The organism is Kitasatospora sp. NPDC001175 (genome assembly GCF_053598215.1).
Genome location: NZ_JBSFJU010000015.1, coordinates 100,380 through 118,073 on the forward strand (window position 1 = coordinate 100,380; position 17,694 = coordinate 118,073).

14 protein-coding genes are annotated in these 17,694 nt (G+C 71.4%); 6 read left to right on the top strand and 8 right to left on the bottom strand.

Annotation, left to right across the window (positions count from 1 at the left end; genetic code table 11):
• Positions 1 to 22: 22 nt before the first annotated feature.
• The gene (locus ACWDAK_RS14100) at positions 23 to 916 is read left to right on the top strand and encodes a DMT family transporter (protein WP_344637627.1); all 894 of its coding nucleotides are present in this window, start codon (positions 23 to 25) and stop codon (positions 914 to 916) included.
• Between the two features lie 192 nt (positions 917 to 1,108).
• Here ACWDAK_RS14100 and ACWDAK_RS14105 read toward each other — a convergent pair whose 3' ends face one another.
• The gene (locus ACWDAK_RS14105) at positions 1,109 to 1,537 is read right to left on the bottom strand and encodes an HIT family protein (protein ID WP_427393399.1); all 429 of its coding nucleotides are present in this window, start codon (positions 1,535 to 1,537) and stop codon (positions 1,109 to 1,111) included.
• Between the two features lie 533 nt (positions 1,538 to 2,070).
• Here ACWDAK_RS14105 and galK point away from each other — a divergent pair.
• The gene (gene galK / locus ACWDAK_RS14110; RefSeq protein WP_344637625.1) at positions 2,071 to 3,216 is read left to right on the top strand and encodes a galactokinase; all 1,146 of its coding nucleotides are present in this window, start codon (positions 2,071 to 2,073) and stop codon (positions 3,214 to 3,216) included.
• Positions 3,217 to 3,231: 15 nt separating this feature from the next.
• On the opposite strand, the gene ACWDAK_RS14115 is transcribed toward galK, so the two are convergent.
• The 6 genes from ACWDAK_RS14115 to ACWDAK_RS14140 form a co-directional block, all read right to left on the bottom strand.
• Positions 3,232 to 4,026, bottom strand: coding sequence for a DeoR/GlpR family DNA-binding transcription regulator (locus tag ACWDAK_RS14115; protein WP_344637722.1), 795 nt, complete (start codon positions 4,024 to 4,026; stop codon positions 3,232 to 3,234).
• A gap of 402 nt (positions 4,027 to 4,428) precedes the next feature.
• A complete protein-coding gene (locus tag ACWDAK_RS14120; protein ID WP_427393400.1) occupies positions 4,429 to 5,469 on the bottom strand; it encodes an ABC transporter permease in 1,041 nt (346 codons plus the stop codon).
• The gene (locus tag ACWDAK_RS14125; protein ID WP_427393401.1) at positions 5,466 to 7,046 is read right to left on the bottom strand and encodes a sugar ABC transporter ATP-binding protein; all 1,581 of its coding nucleotides are present in this window, start codon (positions 7,044 to 7,046) and stop codon (positions 5,466 to 5,468) included. Before ACWDAK_RS14125 ends, ACWDAK_RS14120 begins: the two co-directional genes overlap by 4 nt.
• A 97-nt stretch (positions 7,047 to 7,143) precedes the next feature.
• Positions 7,144 to 8,190, bottom strand: a complete 1,047-nt coding sequence (locus ACWDAK_RS14130) for a substrate-binding domain-containing protein (RefSeq protein WP_427393402.1) — start codon at positions 8,188 to 8,190, stop codon at positions 7,144 to 7,146.
• A gap of 704 nt (positions 8,191 to 8,894) precedes the next feature.
• Positions 8,895 to 10,433 carry a glycerol-3-phosphate dehydrogenase/oxidase gene (locus tag ACWDAK_RS14135; protein ID WP_427393403.1) on the bottom strand — a complete coding sequence of 513 codons (1,539 nt, stop codon included), beginning with the start codon at positions 10,431 to 10,433 and terminating at the stop codon, positions 8,895 to 8,897.
• On the bottom strand, positions 10,430 to 11,008 hold the full coding sequence (locus tag ACWDAK_RS14140; protein WP_344637620.1) for a TetR/AcrR family transcriptional regulator: 579 nt from the start codon (positions 11,006 to 11,008) through the stop codon (positions 10,430 to 10,432). Before ACWDAK_RS14140 ends, ACWDAK_RS14135 begins: the two co-directional genes overlap by 4 nt.
• Positions 11,009 to 11,028: 20 nt before the next feature.
• Between ACWDAK_RS14140 and ACWDAK_RS14145 the strand changes: the two genes are divergently transcribed.
• The 4 genes from ACWDAK_RS14145 to ACWDAK_RS14160 all read left to right on the top strand — a co-directional run bounded on the left by ACWDAK_RS14145 (position 11,029) and on the right by ACWDAK_RS14160 (position 16,106).
• A complete protein-coding gene (locus tag ACWDAK_RS14145) occupies positions 11,029 to 12,657 on the top strand; it encodes an FAD-binding oxidoreductase (protein ID WP_427393404.1) in 1,629 nt (542 codons plus the stop codon).
• 102 nt (positions 12,658 to 12,759) lie between these two features.
• On the top strand, positions 12,760 to 13,656 hold the full coding sequence (locus ACWDAK_RS14150) for a diacylglycerol kinase (protein WP_344637619.1): 897 nt from the start codon (positions 12,760 to 12,762) through the stop codon (positions 13,654 to 13,656).
• A 696-nt stretch (positions 13,657 to 14,352) separates the two neighbouring features.
• Positions 14,353 to 15,273: a glycosyl hydrolase family 18 protein gene (locus ACWDAK_RS14155; protein ID WP_427393421.1), complete on the top strand. Its 921-nt coding sequence runs from the start codon at positions 14,353 to 14,355 to the stop codon at positions 15,271 to 15,273.
• A 137-nt stretch (positions 15,274 to 15,410) separates the two neighbouring features.
• Entirely contained in the window at positions 15,411 to 16,106 is a 696-nt protein-coding gene (locus ACWDAK_RS14160; protein WP_344637618.1) for a maleylpyruvate isomerase family mycothiol-dependent enzyme, read from the top strand.
• 207 nt (positions 16,107 to 16,313) lie between these two features.
• Here ACWDAK_RS14160 and ACWDAK_RS14165 read toward each other — a convergent pair whose 3' ends face one another.
• Positions 16,314 to 17,618 carry an aminotransferase class I/II-fold pyridoxal phosphate-dependent enzyme gene (locus ACWDAK_RS14165; protein WP_344637617.1) on the bottom strand — a complete coding sequence of 435 codons (1,305 nt, stop codon included), beginning with the start codon at positions 17,616 to 17,618 and terminating at the stop codon, positions 16,314 to 16,316.
• Positions 17,619 to 17,694: the final 76 nt, after the last annotated feature.

Sequence of the window (17,694 nt, forward strand, 5' to 3'; positions counted from 1 at the left end):
ACTCTCACTGCTACGCTCATGCATGACAGCACACGATAGCGCTATCCCGACCCGATCGATAGCGGTCGACGGCACCGCACTCGCCGCCCTGGGCGTACTCTGCTTCTCGTTCACCTTCCCCGCCACCGTGTGGGCACTCGAGGGCTTCGGCCCCTGGACGGTCACCGGCCTGCGCGGCGTGCTCGCCGCGGCCGTGGCCGGCGCGTGTCTGGCCGCCCTGCGCATCCCGCTGCCCCGGCGCTCGGACTGGCCCGGTCTGCTGGTGGTGGCCGGCGGCTGCGTGGTGGGCTTCCCACTGCTCACCACCCTCGCCCTGCAGACCTCCTCCACCGCCCACTCCGCTGTGGTGATCGGCATGCTGCCGCTCGCCACGGCCACGCTCTCCGCACTGCGCACCGGCGCCCGCCCGCCCCGGATGTTCTGGTGGGCGGCGACGGCGGGCGCGGCGGCGGTGCTGGTCTTCGCCCTCCAGCAGAGCGCCGGCCGGCCGGGCCTCGCCGACGGCTACCTGCTGGGCGCGCTGCTGCTCTGCGCCGCGGGCTACGCCGAGGGCGGCCGGCTGGCACGACGGATGCCCGGCTGGCAGGTGATCGCATGGGGCGTGGTCGCGGCGCTCCCCGCCACCGCGCTCACCTGCGTCCTCGCCCTGCCCTTCGAACCGGCCCACCCGACCGTGCACGGCCTGGCCGGGCTCGCGTACCTCGCCGTCGTCTCCCAGTTCGGCGGACTCGTGGCCTGGTACCGGGGAATGGCCGCGATCGGCGTCCCCCGGGCCAGCCAGCTCCAACTCGCCCAGCCGCTGCTCACCCTCGGCTGGGCCGTCCTGGTGCTCGGCGAGCGGCTGCCGCCGGCCGCGCCGGTCACGGCCCTGGCGGTGATCGCCTGCATCGCCGCCACCCAGCGCCTGCGCCGGTGACCCCCGGGCCCCGGACCTCCGCCGACCGCGGAGCCGCAGGCAGAGGCCGATGCCTCCCCGGCACGGCCGCCGTCGGATCCATCCACCTGCGGCCCCGCCGGTGGTGGATGGAAGGGACTCAAGGCGCGTCCGGTGGAGCACCCCCCACCGGCCCCTGTCCGACGGCGTCGACCGGCCCGGGACCCGCCGCGGTCACCGCGACGGTTCGCCGTCGGCGAGGGCGGCGCGCAGCCGGGCGGCCATCTCCTCGGCCTGCGTCTCGTCCGCGTAGCGGGTGCGCGGCCAGAAGAAGCCGCGCAGGCCGTCACGCGGGTTGCGCGGCACCACGTGGACGTGCAGGTGCGGCACGGACTGGCTGATCCGGTTGTTGGCAGCCACGAAGCTGCCGGCCGATCCCGTGCCCTTCTCCACGGCCGCCGTCACCCGCTGCACCCTGGCGAAGAAGGGTCCCACGGCCGATCGCGGCAGGTCGGTCAGCGTCTCGACATGCTGCCGGGGCACCACCAGGACGTGGCCGGGGAAGAGCGGCCGCCGGTCAAGGAACGCCACTGCGACGTCGTCGGCCAGCACCAGATGGACCTGTGCCGGCTCGGCAACGATCTCGCAGAACCTGCACTCCACGCCGGCCCTCCCAACCATTCGATCTCGGACCCCTTTGCTCACCAAAGCATCAGCCCTGCAGCCGGACCACCGAGCCGCGCCACGGCAAGCGCTTCCGGTGGTCTGCGTCAGCCTTCGAGATCGCCGAGCCGGCGCAGGACGTTGAGTGAGGGCGGACTGTCCGGGGTCTGCGACGCGTCTGCTTGCCTACCGGCTGTGCTGACGGCTCTTCGATGTCCCAGCAGGTATCGAGCTCCAACAGAGTCAAACAGATGCTACCGCTTGTCAACAGGCATTTCGGTCCTCAGTGAACCCCTGACGTCGCCTCGCCCAGCCCGACCAAGCCGACCTCTCATAGGTGTTGACCACGAGACCCAAGCATGTTTGATTATGTCGGAATTGGCACTCGTCTGCTGATGGCGATCCCATCGGCGGGAGGCAGCACGCCGATGCCGCACCACGGGCCGCCCCCGGGGAACGGCCCCCAGTAGCTTGATGGGGACGCCGTCCGAGAGAGTGTGCCGTCCCTTCCCCGACGCACTGGAGCTGAGCAGATGATCGACGAGGCCGCCACCGACTTCGAGGCCGTCCACGGCGGACGGCCGACCGGCGCGTGGACCGCGCCCGGGCGCGTGAACCTGATCGGCGAGCACACCGACTACAACGACGGCTTCGTCCTGCCCATCGCCCTCCCGCACACGACCCGGGTGAGCGCCCGCCGCAGGGAGGACGGACGGCTGCGCCTGTACAGCGCCCAGGGCGACGGCACGATCACCGACCTACCGCTGGACGGTCTGGCACCCGGCGCCGTCGCGAGCTGGGCCGGCTACCCGGCCGGTGTCTTCTGGGCACTCGCCGAGGCGGGTCACCCGGTCGGCGGGGCCGACCTGTACATCGACAGTGACGTGCCGTCCGGCGCCGGACTGTCGTCCTCCGCCGCCCTGGAGTGCGCGACGGCCGCCGCCCTGAACGACCTGTACGGACTTGGCCTTTCCGCGCCGGAACTCGCGCTGATCGCCCAACGGGCCGAGAACGCCTTCGTCGGTGTTCCGTGCGGTGCGATGGACCAGATGGCCTCCGCCTGCTGTACCAGCGGCGCCGCCCTGTTCCTCGACACCCGGACCCTGGAGCAGCGGCACGTGCCACTCGACCTGGAGGCGGCGGGGCTACGGCTGCTGGTGATCGACACCCGGGTCAAGCACGACCTCGGCGACGGCGCCTACGCCGCCCTGCGGGCCGGCTGCGAGCGCGCCGCCCACCTGCTCGGCCTGCCCGCGCTGCGCGATCTCGCGCCCGACGGCCTCGCCGCGGCCCTGGACCGGCTGCCCGGCGAACTCAGGCCGCTGGTCCGGCACGTGGTGACCGAGAACCGGCGCGTCACCGAGACCGTCGACCACCTGGTCCGCGGTGAGATCGCCGCACTGGGCCCGGTCCTGACGGCCGGACATGCCTCGCTGCGCGACGACTACCGGGTCTCCTGCCCCGAAACGGACCTCGCGGTCGAGGCCGCCGTGGCCGCCGGGGCGCTGGGTGCCCGGATGACCGGCGGCGGCTTCGGCGGGTCCGTCATCGCGCTGGCTCAGGCCGCGATCCTTGCGGGGATCTCGGACGCGGTGCGGGCGGCCTTCCGGTCGGCGGGCTTCGCGTCCCCGTTCATGTTCACCGCCGTGCCCTCGGCAGGAGCACGGCGGATGGCCTGACCCGTAACCGCACGCTCAGCCGGCGGCCGGGACGACGACGAGCTCGCCGACCGCGTCGGCGAGCACATTGCGGACCGTCGCCGGCAGAGCGTCGTCGGTGACGAAACAGTCGATCTCCGCCAGGGTCGCGAAGCTGCTCAGCCCGATGACCCCCCACTTGGTGTGGTCCGCGACCACGACCGTGCGGCGCGCGGATGCGATCAGCGCCCGATTGGTCTGCGCCTCGGCCAGGTTGGGTGTGGTGAGGCCGGCCTGCTCGCATACGCCGTGCACGCCCAGGATCAGCAGGTCCACGTGGAGCGAGCGGATCGTCTGATCGGCCAGAGCGCCCACCAGAGCCGCCGACCTGGTGGGCGCCCCTCCGGTCAGAAGCAGCGACGGAACGGCCTCTCCCCCGTCGCGGCCCGCCGCCCACAACAGGTCCGCGATCGGCAGGGAGTTGGTCACGACCGTCAGTTCCGGGATCTCCAGCAGCCGGGAGGCGACCGCGTAGGTCGTGGTACCGGCGGAGAGGGCCACCACGCTGCCCGGTTCCACCCGTTTCGCGGCCGCGTCGGCCAGTGCTGCCTTGGTGGCCTCCTCCAGCCCGGACTTGGCGTCGAACCCGGGCTCGTACGTGCTCGCGGCCCCCGCCGCCATCGCTCCGCCGTGCACCTTCTGCACGGCGCCCTGGCGCACCAGCGCATCCAGGTCACGGCGGATGGTCATGTCCGACACACCGAACTGTTCGACCAGTTCGGCGACGCGAACCGCGCCGGCCCGGCGAATCGCCTCCAGGATCAGCGCCTGGCGCTGTGGAGCGAGCAACATCTGATCAGCCACGAAGGCCCTCTCGATCGAACGGGTGGCGGCCAGCGAAGGTGCAACTGTCCTGGCTGGAAGGGAAGTTGGAGTACCGCCGGAAAAAGAGAACGGAACTGCCGGTGCCACGGGGTGTGCGGCACCGGCAGTCCGATGGCGGTCCGGCCGACCCTCGGCGGCCGCCCGCCCGTTCCGTCTTCGGTCGAGTCCCGAGCCACCGCAGGTTGCGGCGGTCCGGTCACGCCCCGACCGGGCGGACGTCGATGAGGTGTTGCACCACCGGAACGCCCTGTCCGGGGCGGTCGGCGGTTCCGCAGGTGGGATACGAAGGCCGGCCTCCCGCAGCATGTGCCGCAAGGAACGGATCCCGCGAGGCCGGGAGGCTGGTGTGCTCGGCCTCGCGGCCTGCGGTCAGGCCGGGAGTCCGACCGCGCGTTCGCGGTTGCGGCGCTGCTGGATGATGACGGCGGCGACCAGCAGAGCGCCCTGCGCGACGTTCTGCCAGAAGGCGTTGATTCCCTGGACGGTGAGGCCGTTCTGCAGGGCGCCGAGCAGCGCGACGGCGAGCAGCGTGCCGCCGATGCTTCCCTTGCCGCCCTTGAGGGCGCAGCCGCCGAGGGCCGCGGCGGTGATCGACTGGAGTTCCAGGCCTTCGCTGCCGGAGACGGGCTGGCCGCTGCCGGTGCGAGCGGTGAGGAGGACGCCGGCGAGGGCGGCGACGGTACCGGAGAGCGCGTAGGCGGAGATGAGGTACTTGTTCAGGTTGATGCCTGCGAGGCGGGCGGCGGTGTCGTTGCCGCCGATGGCGTAGATGTTGCGGCCGATGTCGGTGTAGGTGAGCAGGGCGTGGACGGCGGCGGCGGTGAGGATGAGCAGCCAGACCATGGTGGGCAGGCCGGCGATCTTGCCCCGGCTGAGGAACACGAAGACCGGGTCGCCCAGCACGTAGCCCTGGGCCCGACCGTCGGAGACGAGTTGGGCGACGCCCTTGTAGGCGGCCAGTCCGGCGAGGGTGGCGATGGTCGGGTTGACCCGGCCGTAGATGATGACGATCCCGTTGAACAGGCCGATGGCGGCACCGATGGCGAGGGCGGCACCGATGCCGAGGTAGGGGTCGGCGCCGGTGGAGGTGAACACCATGGCGCTGGTGACGGAGGCGAGCCCGGCCTGGGAGCCGACCGAGATGTCGAGGCCGCCGCAGATGATGACGACGGTCTGGACGACGGCCAGCAGGCCGGAGATGGTGACGGCTTCGGCGATGACCTGGATGTTGTCCCAACTGACGAAGTTGGGGTTGAGCGTGCCGAAGAGGGCGACTACGGCGATGAGGGCGCCGACGAGGCTGAGGTTCTGCCCGCCGATCGCGGCGAGCAGGCCGCGTGGGCCACCGGGCCGGCCGGGCCGGGGCTGGTCCTTCGGCAGCTGGGCGCTCGGGGAGGTGGTGGTGGTCATCGGGTGTCTCCGGTCGGGGCGTGGGCGGTGGTGCCGGTGGCGAGGTCGTCAGCCATGGCGAGCGCGAGGATCGCCTCTTCCGTCGCCTGGTCGCGGGTGAGTTCGCCGGTGGTGCGGCCGTTCTGCATCACGACGATCCGGTCGGCGAGGCCCAGGACTTCGGGCAGTTCGGAGGAGATGACCAGGATGGCGGTGCCCTCGCGGGCGAGGTCGGCGATGATCTGGTAGATCTCGGCCTTGGCGCCGATGTCCACGCCGCGGGTCGGCTCGTCGAGGATCAGCAGGTCGGGTTTGCGGGCGAGCCAGCGGGCGAGGACGACCTTCTGCTGGTTGCCGCCGGACAGGGTGCGGACCTCTGCTTCGATGGAGGGGGCACGCACCCGCAGCCGATCGGCGAACTCCTGGGCGAGGGCCTTCTCCTGACGGTGTCTGACGAATCGCCAGCGGCGTAGCCGGCCCAGGCTGACGAGGGAGGTGTTGTCGCGGATCGTGCGCTGCAGGAACAGCGCCTGGGCCTTGCGTTCCTCGGGGGCCAGGCCGATGCCGGCGGTGATGGCGGCGCGGGGGTCCCTCAGGCGCAGGGCCTTGCCGCCCAGTTCCACGGTGCCGGAGCGGATGGGGGCGTCGCCTGCCAGGGCGAGCGCGAGTTCGGAGCGTCCGGCGCCGATCAGGCCGGCGAGGGCGACTACCTCGCCGGCGTTGACCCGCAGGCTGATGTCGCTCACGTCGTCCGTGGTGAGGTTCTTCACGTCCAGGACGACGCGGTCGGTGGCGACCTGCTGGCGGACGAAGAGGGAGGACAGGTCCCGGCCGACCATGAGCCGCACGAGTGCGCTCTCGTCCGTGGCCGCGGCCCGGACGACCCCCGCGACCTGGCCGTCCCGCAGAACCGCGATGCCGTCGGCGAGTTGGAAGATCTCCTTCATCCGGTGGGAGACGTAGATGACGGCGATGCCCTCGGCGCGCAGTCGCCCGATCAGCGCGAACAGGGCCTCGACCTCGTGCTCGGAGAGCGAGGAGGTCGGCTCGTCGAAGGCGATCGCCCGTGGCGGGACCTGGCCGGTCATCGCCCGCAGGATCTCGACCAGCTGGCGCTGGGCGGCGGTGAGTTCGGAGCCGAGCAGGTCGGGGTCGAGGACCTTGTCGAACCCGAGGTGCTTCAGGTCGGCGGTGATGCGGCGGCGCAGTTCGGCGCGGTCGAGGCGGCGCAGCCCGGTGCGGGGCAGCGAGCCGGTGTAGACGTTCTCGGCGACCGAGACATGGGGGATGATCTCGGGTTCCTGCGGGATGATCCGGATCCCGGCGCGGCGGGCGTCCTGCGGGGAGTTCAGGTCGAGGGCCTGGCCGTCCAGCAGGACCCGGCCCTCGGTGGGACGGTGGTCACCGGTGAGGATGCGCAGCAGGGTGGACTTGCCTGCGCCGTTCTCACCCATCAGGGCGGTGACCTGACCGGGTGGGAAGGTGAGGGTGACGTCCTTCAGTGCCTGGACGGTGCCGAAGCGCTTGGACACGCCCTCGGCGCTCAGGCCGGGCGAGCTGCCGGGTGGCGGGGCGGGCGAGGGTTCAGGTGCGGTCATCGGGGCCTCTTTGGCGGTGCGGCACGTACGGTCTTCGGGAGCCGAGCCGGTACGGCAGGCCGGTTCCCGCCCGCCGCACCGACGGCTCGACGCGGCATCAGCTGCAGGACACGCCCGCGGACTGCCAGGTGGTGGCGTCGACCATCTTGGTCGGGGCGAAGGCCTCCTTGGGGAAGTCCTTGCCGTTCTTGAGCTTGTCGTACATGGTCTGCACCGCCAGGGCGCCGACGTCCTTGCCGTTGATGAACAGGGCGGCCTTCATGCCCGACGGCTTGCCGGACGCCCAGTCCTTGCACGCCAGGTAGGCACCCAGGCCGACGCCGTCGATGTCGTTGGGGCTCACCCCGGCGTTCTGCAGGGCGGTCACGGCACCCTGGACGTTCTCGTCGTTGCAGCCCCATGCCACCCAGTGCTTGACGCCCGGGTTGGCGGTGATGGTGGCGGCGACCTTGTCCTGCGCGCCGGTCGGGGTGTTGTCGGTCGCGACGTCGATGTTCTGCACGCCCGGCACGGCCTGGTCGAAGGCGTCCTTCGCGGCCTTCACCCGGTCACCGCAGACGGTGACGTCCTGCTTCCATCCGGAGATGATCCGGGTGTCCGCCGGGTTCCAGCCGGCCTTCTTGAACTCCTCCGCAGCGCGTTGGCCGACCTGCTGGCCCATCTGCTGGCCGGAGAAGCCGATCCGGGGCACCAGGTCGGACGCGGCGCACTGCGCCGGGGACGGCCCGCTCGCGCAGACCTGGTCGTCGGAGGTGAGCAGCGCGGCCTTCGCGTCCCGGGCCGTCTGGACCACCTGCGGGCCGACCGCCGGGTCCGGCACCACGATGATCAGACCGTTGCTCTTCTGCGCGATCGCCGACTGCACCTCACTGACCGTCTTGTTCGCGTCATTACCGAGGTTCACGACCTTCAGGTCGGCACCCAGCTCAGCGGCCTTGGCCTTCGCCCCTGCGGCCTCGTCCACGAAGTACTGCTGGTCCCCCTGCTTCTGCAGATAGGTGATCGAGATCTTGCCGGACACCGGCGCCACCGACGCATCGGCGCCGGACGACGTCTGTCCGGTGGAGCACGCGGTCAGACCGAGGACGGTGGCCAGGCTCAACGCGGCAGTCGGGGCGAGGCGGCTACGGAGGGAGGGGTGCATGCTGGGGGCTCCTGAGGGTGTTGGACCGATCGGCTAGAACTAGAAGCAACACAACCGATCAGAAAGCATCGCGATCAAACGCGATGAAGCAAAAGGAAACGCCCAGTTCAGACCCGAGTCAAGCCTTCGAACCCAACTGGGTGGTTTCGAAACCGTCTCGTTACGCCCACTCAGCATCCTCCGCGGGCAGGGGAGTTGATAGAACTGGTGTCCACACGCTCATGCGGAGCCTGCGCGGAACCCCTGGGGACCGGGGACAGCACTGGGAGGCACCCCGGGGATGCGGCGAGTTGGCGCCACGCCCAGCGGCGGCCACACCACGACCCTGCGCTCGACACCCGCTGCGAGATGCCTGGCACCGAGGCCGCAACGCCAGTGGCCGATGACGTTGGTTTTGATGCCAGGCTGTTGATTAGTGTTGGAAGTCGGGCCTACGCTCCCGCCCGGCGCCTGGAGGGCTGCGGAGTCAGCCGAGCAATCGCCGGCCACTTCCCCCATCCGGCCGGCAGTCTGTGCCGAAGGCGTCGGCGCGCTTCGGCCGCCGGCGCTCCGGTTGCTCCCCTCCCCCACCCGGCCGGCCGCCTCGGACACCACCGGGAAGCCGTGAAAAAGAACTGCCCCGGGGTTGACGGCAACCCCGGGGCACCTCCCGCGTCCCACCGACCGCGTCCGATGGAACGACAGCGCGATCGACGGACGTCCGCTCAGAGCTCCTGCGCCATGAGGATCTCCTCGACGGCCTCACGTGCGCGGCCCGCGTCCGCCGGGACGAGGCCGATGCGGGTGCGGCGGTCGAGGACGTCCGCCAGGTCGAGCGCTCCCTCGTGGGTGATGGCGTACTCGATCTCCGCGCGGGTGACGTCGATGCCCTCGGCGATCGGCTCCATCGGGCGGTCGACGCTCGCGGAGTCGACGACGACCCGGGCCGCGCCACCGTGCCGGGCCACCAGGGAGGCGGGCAGACCGTTGGTCGGCTGGCTCTCCCGGTGCGCGGGGGCTCCGACCAGCGGCAGCCGGTCGGTGCGGCACGGACCGGCGGCCAGGCCGCGGATGCGCACCGCCTTGTCCATGGTGTCCTGGGCCATCCGCCGGTAGGTGGTGAGCTTGCCGCCGACCACGGTGATCACCCCGGACGGCGCCTCCAGGACGGCGTGCTGGCGGGAGATGTCGGCGGTGTTGCCGCCACCGGTGTCGATCAGCGGTCGCAGCCCGGCGAAGGCGCCGCGGACGTCGGCCCGGGTCAGCTCGGTGTTCAGGGCCGTGTTGACGGTCCGCAGCAGGAAGTCGATCTCGCCCTCGGTCGGGCGGGGCTCGTCCGGGATCGGACCGGGCGCGTCCTCATCGGTCAGTCCGAGCACCACCCGGCCCAGCTGCTGCGGCAGCGCGAAGACGAACCGGCTGGTGGAGCCGGGCACCGGGACGGTCAGCGCGGCGGTCGGGTGGCCGAACGCCGCGGCGTCGAAGACCAGGTGAGTGCCGCGGCTGGGCCGCAGCCGGATCGAGGAGTCCACCTCGCCGGCCCAGACGCCGGTGGCGTTGACCACCGCGCGGGCGGAGACGGTGAAGGACTCGCCGCCGAGCGTCTCGGTGAGCCGGGCCGACGTCCCGGTGACGTCCTCGGCACGTACCCGGGTGAGCACCCGGGCGCCGTACTGGGCGGCCGTGCGGGCGATGGCGAGCACCAGGCGGGCGTCGTCGATCAGCTGTCCGTCGTGTGCGACCAGCGCGCCGCCGAGGCCGTCGGTGCGAACCGAGGGCACCAGCCGGGCGGTTTCGGCCGCGCCGATCCGGCGTACCCGCGGCAGCAGCCGCGAGGGCGTGCCGGCGCTGAGGCGCAGTGCGTCGCCGGCCAGGAACCCGACGTGCACCAGTGCGGCCTGGGCCCGGCTCACCGAGGGCAACAGCGGCACCAGTTGGGGCAGCGCCCGGATCAGGTGGGGTGCCGTCCGGGTCATCAGGATGCCGCGCTCGACGGCACTCTCCCGGGCCACCCCGACCCGACCGGAGGCCAGGTAGCGCAGGCCGCCGTGCACCAGCTTGGAGCTCCAGCGGCTGGTGCCGAAGGCGAGGTCCTGTGCCTCGACCAGGACGGTCTTCAGGCCCCGGGAGGCGGCGTCGAGCGCGACGCCCGCGCCGGTGACGCCGCCGCCGATGACGAGTACGTCGATGTCTGCGCCGTCGGCGAGCGCGGCCAGGTCCGCGGCACGGCGCCGCGGGTCGAGGATGGTGCTGGGTGCGGTCATGGTGCGAGGTATCCGTTCAGGGCGGTGGCCAGTTCACGGCGCCAGGCGTGCTCGGGGAGCAGCTGCGCAACCATGCGGTGGGACTGGACGGTGGACTGGGCGATGAGCAGCACCATCGCGGCCAGTTCGGTCGGCTCGCCGGCCCGGATCGAGCCGTGCCGCTGACCGGCCTCGATCCCGGTGCGCAGGGCGTCGAGCAGCCGGTACTGGCTGGTGCCGAGGCGGTCGAAGACGTACTCGAACAGCGTGTCCGAGTCGGAGTGCAGCAGCGCGCCGAGCACCGGGTGGTCGCGCAGCCGGACGGCGACCTCGACCACCCCGGCCACGAAGGACTCCCGGTCGTCCCCGGCGGGCACGACCTGGCGGTAGGTGGCGGCGATCTCGCGGGTCAGCAGTGCAGCGATCACCGCACGTACGTCGGCCCAGCGCCGGTACACGGTGGGACGGCTGACTCCGGCGCGGCGGGCGATCTCGGCGAGCTGGGTGCGCTGGACACCGAGTTGGACGATCAGGTCGGCGGCGGCGTCCAGGATCGCGTCGTCGGTGCTGCGGGGCTCATCGTTACGACTTGACATTATGCGTAATACTGTAACGCATGGCACCTGAAACGCAGTCGAATCCCGCGGCCCTGCCGCTCCCCCCGATGAAGTGGGATGCCTGGGGTGACCCGGCCCGCGCCAAGCCGCTGCCGGACGACGTCAAGGGGCTGCTGGCCGCCGCACTCGGCGTCTCCGGAGAGGGCGCCGATGAGCTGACGCTGGATCAGACTGCGCTCCGGTCATCGGAGTTGGCCGAAGATGACCAGAGGGCCCTGTCCGCGATAGTCGGGGAGTCGTGGCTGAGCACGGCGGACGCCGACCGGCTGCCGCGCTCCGGCGGCAAGTCCACCCTGGACCTGCTGCGCCGCAAGAGCCGTGAGCCGCAGGACGCGCCGGACGCCGTGGTCCTGCCCGGCAGCGAGGAGGAGATCGCGGCCGTCCTGGCGCTGTGCACCGAGCGCCGGATCGCGGTCGTCCCGTTCGGCGGCGGCACCAGCGTGGTGGGCGGCGTCGACCCGGACCGCAGCGGTTTCACCGCCGTCATCTCGCTCGACCTGCGCCGCTTCGACCGACTGCACGAACTGGACGAGGTCTCCGGTGAGGCCGTGCTCGGCGCCGGCCTGACCGGCCCGCAGGCCGAGGAGCTGCTCGCCACCCGCGGCTTCGAACTCGGCCACTACCCGCAGAGCTTCCGCTACGCGACCATCGGAGGCTTCGCCGCCACCCGATCCTCCGGCCAGGACTCCGCCGGTCACGGCCGCTTCGACGAGATGGTCCGCGGCCTGCGCGCGATCACCCCGGCCGGCACCGTGGACCTCGGCCGCGCACCCGCGTCCGCGGCCGGGCCGGACCTGCGCGAGCTGTTCCTCGGCTCCGAGGGCGCCTTCGGCGTGATCACCGCCGTCCGTCTGCGTGTCCACCCGTTGCCCGCCGCCAAGGCCCACGAGGCCTGGAGCTTCCCGGACTTCGCCACCGGCGCGGCCGCGCTGCGCGCCGTCGAGCAGCAGGGCACCGGACCGACCGTGATCCGGCTCTCGGACGAGTCCGAGACCTTCGTCAACCTGGCCATGACGGACAAGATCGGCGGCAGCCAGGTCACCGGCGGTTGCCTGGCGGTCACGGTCTTCGAGGGCACCGCCGAGCAGGTCGCCGCCCGGCACGAGGCGACCCGTACCGCGCTGCTCGCCGCCGGCGGCACCTCGCTCGGCGCCGAGCCCGCCGAGGCTTGGGAGCACGGCCGGTTCGACGCACCGTACCTGCGCGACTCGCTGCTCGCCGCCGGTGCGCTGTGCGAGACGCTGGAGACTGCGACCAACTGGGCCAACCTCGGCCGGCTCAAGTCCGCGGTGACCGAGTCCCTGCAGAGCTCGCTGCGGGCGAGCGGCACCGAGTCGATGGTGATGTGCCACATCTCGCACGTCTACCCGACCGGCGCCTCGCTGTACTTCACCGTGGTCGCCGCCCAGCGGGGCGACGCGATCGCCCAGTGGACCGGCGTCAAGCGGGCCGCCTGCGACGCGATCATGGCGAACGGCGGCACCATCACCCACCACCACGCGGTCGGCGCCGACCACCGCCCGTGGCTGGACCAGGAGATCGGCGAGGTGGGTGTGCGCATCCTGCGGGCCGTCAAGGACGCCGTCGACCCGGCCGGGATCCTCAACCCTGGCAAGCTGATTCCGTGAACCCGGGCTGTCGGCCCGCGACTTGGGGGTGCGCATGAGCGAGCGAATCAGAGGCAGGGACGCGTGGCGAAGCCACCGCCGAGCGAAGCGAGGGGCGGGGGCATGAACCGCCAGGTGGTACTGCTGTCCAACCCGGCCGCCGGCGGTGGCCATGCCGAGCGGGCGGCGGCACGGGCCGCCGCCCGGCTCCGGGAGCACGGCATCGAGGTGCTGAACATCGCCGGCGCCTCCCCGGCGGACGCGCTCCGCCTCGCCCGCGAGACGGTCGCCCGCGGCGTGGACGCGTTGGTGGCGGTCGGCGGCGACGGCATGATCCACCTGGCCCTGCAGGCACTGGCCGGCAGCGGCGTACCGCTCGGCATGCTCCCGGCTGGCACGGGCAACGACCAGGCCCGCGAGTACGGCGTGCCGATCGGCGACCCGGAGTCGGCGGCCGACGTGATAGCCGCGGGGCACGTCGCCACCGTCGACCTCGGCCGGATCGACGCCGAGGACGGCACCAGCCGCTACTTCGGCTCGGTGCTCGCCGCCGGCTTCGACTCGCTGGTCACCGACCGGGCCAACCGGATGGCGTGGCCGCGCGGCCGGAGCCGCTACAACCTCGCCATGGTCGCCGAGTTGGCGAACCTGCGGCCACTACCGTTCCGGATCACGCTGGACGACGGCACGGTGATCGAGCGTCCGCTCACCCTCGCCGCGGTCGGCAACACCCGCAGCTACGGCGGCGGAATGCTGATCTGCCCGGGCGCGGACCACACCGACGGCCTGTTCGACGTCACCATGGTGGGCGCGATGCCGCGGCTGAAACTGGTGCGGTTCTTCCCGACCGTGTTCAAGGGCACCCACGTCGAGCACGGGGAGGTGCACACCGTTCGGAGTGCCACGCTGCGGATCGAGTGCCCCGGGATCAGTGCGTACGCCGACGGGGAGTTCATCGCCCGCCTGCCCGTCGAGGTGAGCATCGCCCCGCGCGCGCTCGGGGTCATCGTCCCGGCCTGAGCCCGAGCACGCGCTCGACCGGCCGGCAGCCGTCAGGGCTCGCACGCGGCTCCGCCGGCCCTTCCCTTGCTGGACCTTGCCGACACACGTACCGCTTGCGTGGCCCTGACGGCTGCAGGTGCCCGTCTGACGCCTGCCGGTGGCTCCCTGGTGGCTCCCGGAGCCCGATCGCGCCGCACTGCGGTCCGCATGCCGATCGACATCCATCCCTGGCGGAAGCCCGCAGCGGCTCAAGCAGCGCCGCATGTCACGCACAGTGACCATAAGTTGCGAGCCCAGCACCCTCCGCGCTCGACTTCCTACGTACCCGTATGAATGCGGCGTGCCTGGAAGCTGGAGGCTTCACGTTGGCCGGACTCGAATACGCCGGTTACTTCCCGCAGTGGTCGATCTACGACCGGAGGTTCTTCCTCAAGGACCTGGACGTCAACGGTACGGCGAAGAAGTTGACGATCCTCAACTACGCCTTCGCGAACATCTCGTCGGACACCGAACGGTATCGCGGCTACAGGTGCTTCGCGGCGACCGTGCCGAACACCAACCCCGACCACGCCGACGGCTCCATCGATGTCGGGGACGCTGACGCCGACTGGATCAGGCCGTTCAGCGCCGCCGAGTCCGTGGACGGGGTGGCCGACCCCGGGTGGAACGACGAGAAGCACCTCAAGGGCAACTTCAACCAGCTGAGGATACGACCTGCACGGCCCCTCCGACTGCCCCGGCGCCTGCGTGACCAACCATCAGTCGGCCCTGCACAGCGTCCCCGAGGACCCGAGCCCGCGGAGGCTCTCCGTGGAGGCGGCCGTCAAGGCCTGGACCGACGCGGGCGCACCGAAGAAGAAGCTCCTCGTGGGCGTGCCGTTCTACGGCCGCGGCTGGGAGGGCGTGCAGAGCACCGCGAAGAACGGGCTGTTCCAGCAGGCGAGCGGAGCGGTGTCCAAGGCCAACGGCGCCAAGTACGCGGTGGGCGTCAACGACTACCGCACCCTCGCCCCCCTTGCTCAGCAGGGGTACCAGGTCCACCGGGACGACGCCAACGGCGTGGCGTGGCTGTTCAACCCGGACAAGAGGATCTTCTGGACCTTCGACGACCCGATGGCGGCCTACCGGAAGGCCGAGTTCGCCAAGGAGCAAGGTCGCGCCGGCGCGATGTCCTACTCGCTGGAGGGTGACGACAAGAGCACCGCCATCCTCTCCGAGCACATCCGCGCCGCGCTCGACGGCCGGCAGCCGCCGACCCCGCCGCCGTTGAAGGACGCCTGCACCGCTCCCGAGTGGAGAACGGACTACGTCTACGGCAAGCCCAGCGTGGTCAGCCACGCCGGCAAGATGTGGCGGGGGCAGTACTGGACCAAGGGAACCGCACCGGGCAGCAAGGACGGCGGAGGCGGATCCCCGTGGCGTGAGCTCCGCACCTGCAAACTGCCGGCCAGACTCCACCCCAACGGTGCGAAGCCCTGGCAGGAGAGCCTCGCGTACGAAACCGGCACCATGGTCACCCACCAGGGCGAGCTCTACACGGCGGCCTACAACATCAGGCCCGACCAGGCCATCACGCCGGGCACGGACGTCAACACCTGGCAACCGCACGGCAAGTACGAGACGGCAGGTGTCTGACGGACGTTCACCGCACGAGCGGAGCGCCCTGGGCCCGGCCCAGGGCTCTCCGTCGTTCCGGCGGCCCGGTCCGTGCGCGTGGCCACCTTGGGTACCGCACTCTCCCGGCTGTCAGCGGCCCCGAGTAGATTCGTGGCATGGAACCCAAATCTCTTCTCCTGCACCTGCGCCGGGAACTGACTTACTTTCAGAAAACTCTCGTCGACGGCGAGCTGTCGGCGCCGGTCGAGCACTGCGGCGACTGGACGTTGCACGACCTGGCCGAGCACATGGGCGGGTCGAACCTGTGGGCGGCCATCGCTGCCACCGAGGGGCGTGGGGACTTCAAGCCGCCGGCGGCGCCGCGGGAGCGGTCCGCGCTGGTGGAATGGTTCGAGGCCTCGTCCGCGACCTTGCTGAAGGCGCTGGACACCGCCCCCGACACCGCCGCCTGGACGTTCTATCCGCCGCACACGGTCGGCTTCTGGCAGCGGCGCCGCTGCATGGAGACGCTCGTCCACCGCTGGGACGCCGAGCACGCGGTGGGCACCCACCGGCCGATGGACGTCGAGCTGGCGGGCGAGGGTGTCGCCGAGGTCTTCGACACGATGGCGCCCCTGCTGGTGTCCCGGGGCCGTGCCCTCGCACCCGAGAGCGCTCTGCGGCTCGAGGCGACGGACAGCGGCGCCTCGTGGACCTACGGGCCCGGATCGCCGGTGGCCACGCTCGCCGCGCCGGCGGAACACCTCCTGCTCCTGCTGTGGAACCGGATGCCGGTCGACGGCGAGACCTTCGCCTGGGAAGGAGACCAGCGGGCCGGGCGGCGGATCCTGGAGCGAACCCTGACCCCCTGACCCCCGCGAACGGAGTTCCGACGACGCCCTCGGCGGTCCCGTCGCCAGGACGGCGAGTTGATCGGACGCTCACCCCACGATCCTGTGCCGCCGGGGAGTTCGAGGTCCTGCCCCGTACTCGCACCCGCGCAGGCCGTGGCGCCTGCGCGGGTACCTGCGGTCCGGTAGGACGACGGGCTCGACCCGTCCTGGTTCCCTGACCGCCGGTCAACCCGTCCGGACCGGTGCCGCACCGGCCTCGGGCAACATGCACCCGAAGGCGGCCCGGACGTCGGCCATCGTGCGGCCGGCCTCCCGGAGTGCCTGCGGCAGATGGTGTGCCACGGCCTCGACCAGTCCCCGGATGTGATCACGGTCGACATGCCGGGTGAGGGTGAAGCGCAGGCCCGACTTCTTGAGGGGAACGACGGGGAAGGACGACTGGTTCACGTAGAAACCCGCGTCGAGCATGCGCCGCACCATGCCGTAACTCACCTCGGGCTCACCGAGTCCGATGAAGTAGATCGGGGTACGGGGGTCGGAGACGACGGGCAGGCCGGCGGCGGCGAGGAGTTCGTTGCAGTAGTCCCGACGCTCAGCCAGTTCCGCCTGCAGGTCCTCGATGCGATCGGAGAGATGGATCCGCGCCGAGGCGATCGCCGCACCCAGCATCGGGGGTGGCAGCGGGTGCGAGTACATCAGTGGTCCCCCGTTGATCCGGACCCTGCCGGACAACTGCTCGGTGGGGAACACCGCAACGCCGCCGATCGTCCCGAACCCCTTGGCGAGCGTCGTGATCAGCACCACGCGCTCGCTCAGGCGCCGGCCGAGCTTCTCGAAGACGTAGCCCGCACCGTGCCGCCCGTACCAGCTCATGCCGTGCGCGTCGTCGATGTAGAGGTGCAGCGATGGGTACACCTCCATCAGCCGGGCGAGGTCCTCGATCGGTGCGACGTCGCCGAACATCGAGTACACGCCGTCGATCAGGTACCAGACCCGCTCACCGGCTGCCTGCGCGCGCCGCAGTCGCCGTTCGAGCGCGTCCAGGTCGCCGTGCCGCACCATCGCGAGCCCGACCCCCTGCTGCCGAACGAGTTGGGCGGCCGTCTGGACACTGAAGTGGACCTGCTGGTCCAGCACGGCGCGGTCGCCGGCCTCGAGCAGCGCCGGCAGCACGGAGATGTGGCACAGCGACGTCGAGGAGTACACCAGCACGGGGTGATCCGCGTAGATCTCCCGGAGCAGCGCCTCGAGTTCGAGGTTCAGCCCGGAAGCCACGTACGACCGGGAGATCGAGAACTGAACACCGAAGCGCTCGACCGCATCGACGGCGCCGCGCCGGATCCGCTCGTCCTGCTCCAGCGAGAGGTAGCCGCAGGTACCGAAGTTGACCAGATCCCTGCCCCCGATCCGCAGGTACCTGCCCGGTGGCGCGTCGAGCCCGGTCGTCAGATGGCTGGTGCCCTGCCGCATCGCCTCGGCGATCAGCCTCTCCGCGGTGTCGGCGGAACTCTGGTACGGCACACGGGCCATGACGGCTTCCCCTCAGACCATAAGTCGGTCGGACTATGGGACAACCGCCGCACCTCCGCAGAGGTTACGCGTCATC

Excerpts from the sequence above, each read along its gene's own strand:
- ACWDAK_RS14100 (WP_344637627.1), top strand. The coding sequence starts at position 23 with ATGACAGCACACGATAGCGCTATCCCGACCCGATCGATAGCGGTCGAC.
- galK (WP_344637625.1), top strand. The coding sequence starts at position 2,071 with ATGATCGACGAGGCCGCCACCGACTTCGAGGCCGTCCACGGCGGACGG.
- ACWDAK_RS14115 (WP_344637722.1), bottom strand. The coding sequence starts at position 4,026 with ATGTTGCTCGCTCCACAGCGCCAGGCGCTGATCCTGGAGGCGATTCGC.
- ACWDAK_RS14120 (WP_427393400.1), bottom strand. The coding sequence starts at position 5,469 with ATGACCACCACCACCTCCCCGAGCGCCCAGCTGCCGAAGGACCAGCCC.
- ACWDAK_RS14125 (WP_427393401.1), bottom strand. The coding sequence starts at position 7,046 with ATGACCGCACCTGAACCCTCGCCCGCCCCGCCACCCGGCAGCTCGCCC.
- ACWDAK_RS14130 (WP_427393402.1), bottom strand. The coding sequence starts at position 8,190 with ATGCACCCCTCCCTCCGTAGCCGCCTCGCCCCGACTGCCGCGTTGAGC.
- ACWDAK_RS14135 (WP_427393403.1), bottom strand. The coding sequence starts at position 10,433 with ATGACCGCACCCAGCACCATCCTCGACCCGCGGCGCCGTGCCGCGGAC.
- ACWDAK_RS14140 (WP_344637620.1), bottom strand. The coding sequence starts at position 11,008 with ATGTCAAGTCGTAACGATGAGCCCCGCAGCACCGACGACGCGATCCTG.
- ACWDAK_RS14145 (WP_427393404.1), top strand. The coding sequence starts at position 11,029 with ATGGCACCTGAAACGCAGTCGAATCCCGCGGCCCTGCCGCTCCCCCCG.
- ACWDAK_RS14150 (WP_344637619.1), top strand. The coding sequence starts at position 12,760 with ATGAACCGCCAGGTGGTACTGCTGTCCAACCCGGCCGCCGGCGGTGGC.
- ACWDAK_RS14160 (WP_344637618.1), top strand. The coding sequence starts at position 15,411 with ATGGAACCCAAATCTCTTCTCCTGCACCTGCGCCGGGAACTGACTTAC.
- ACWDAK_RS14165 (WP_344637617.1), bottom strand. The coding sequence starts at position 17,618 with ATGGCCCGTGTGCCGTACCAGAGTTCCGCCGACACCGCGGAGAGGCTG.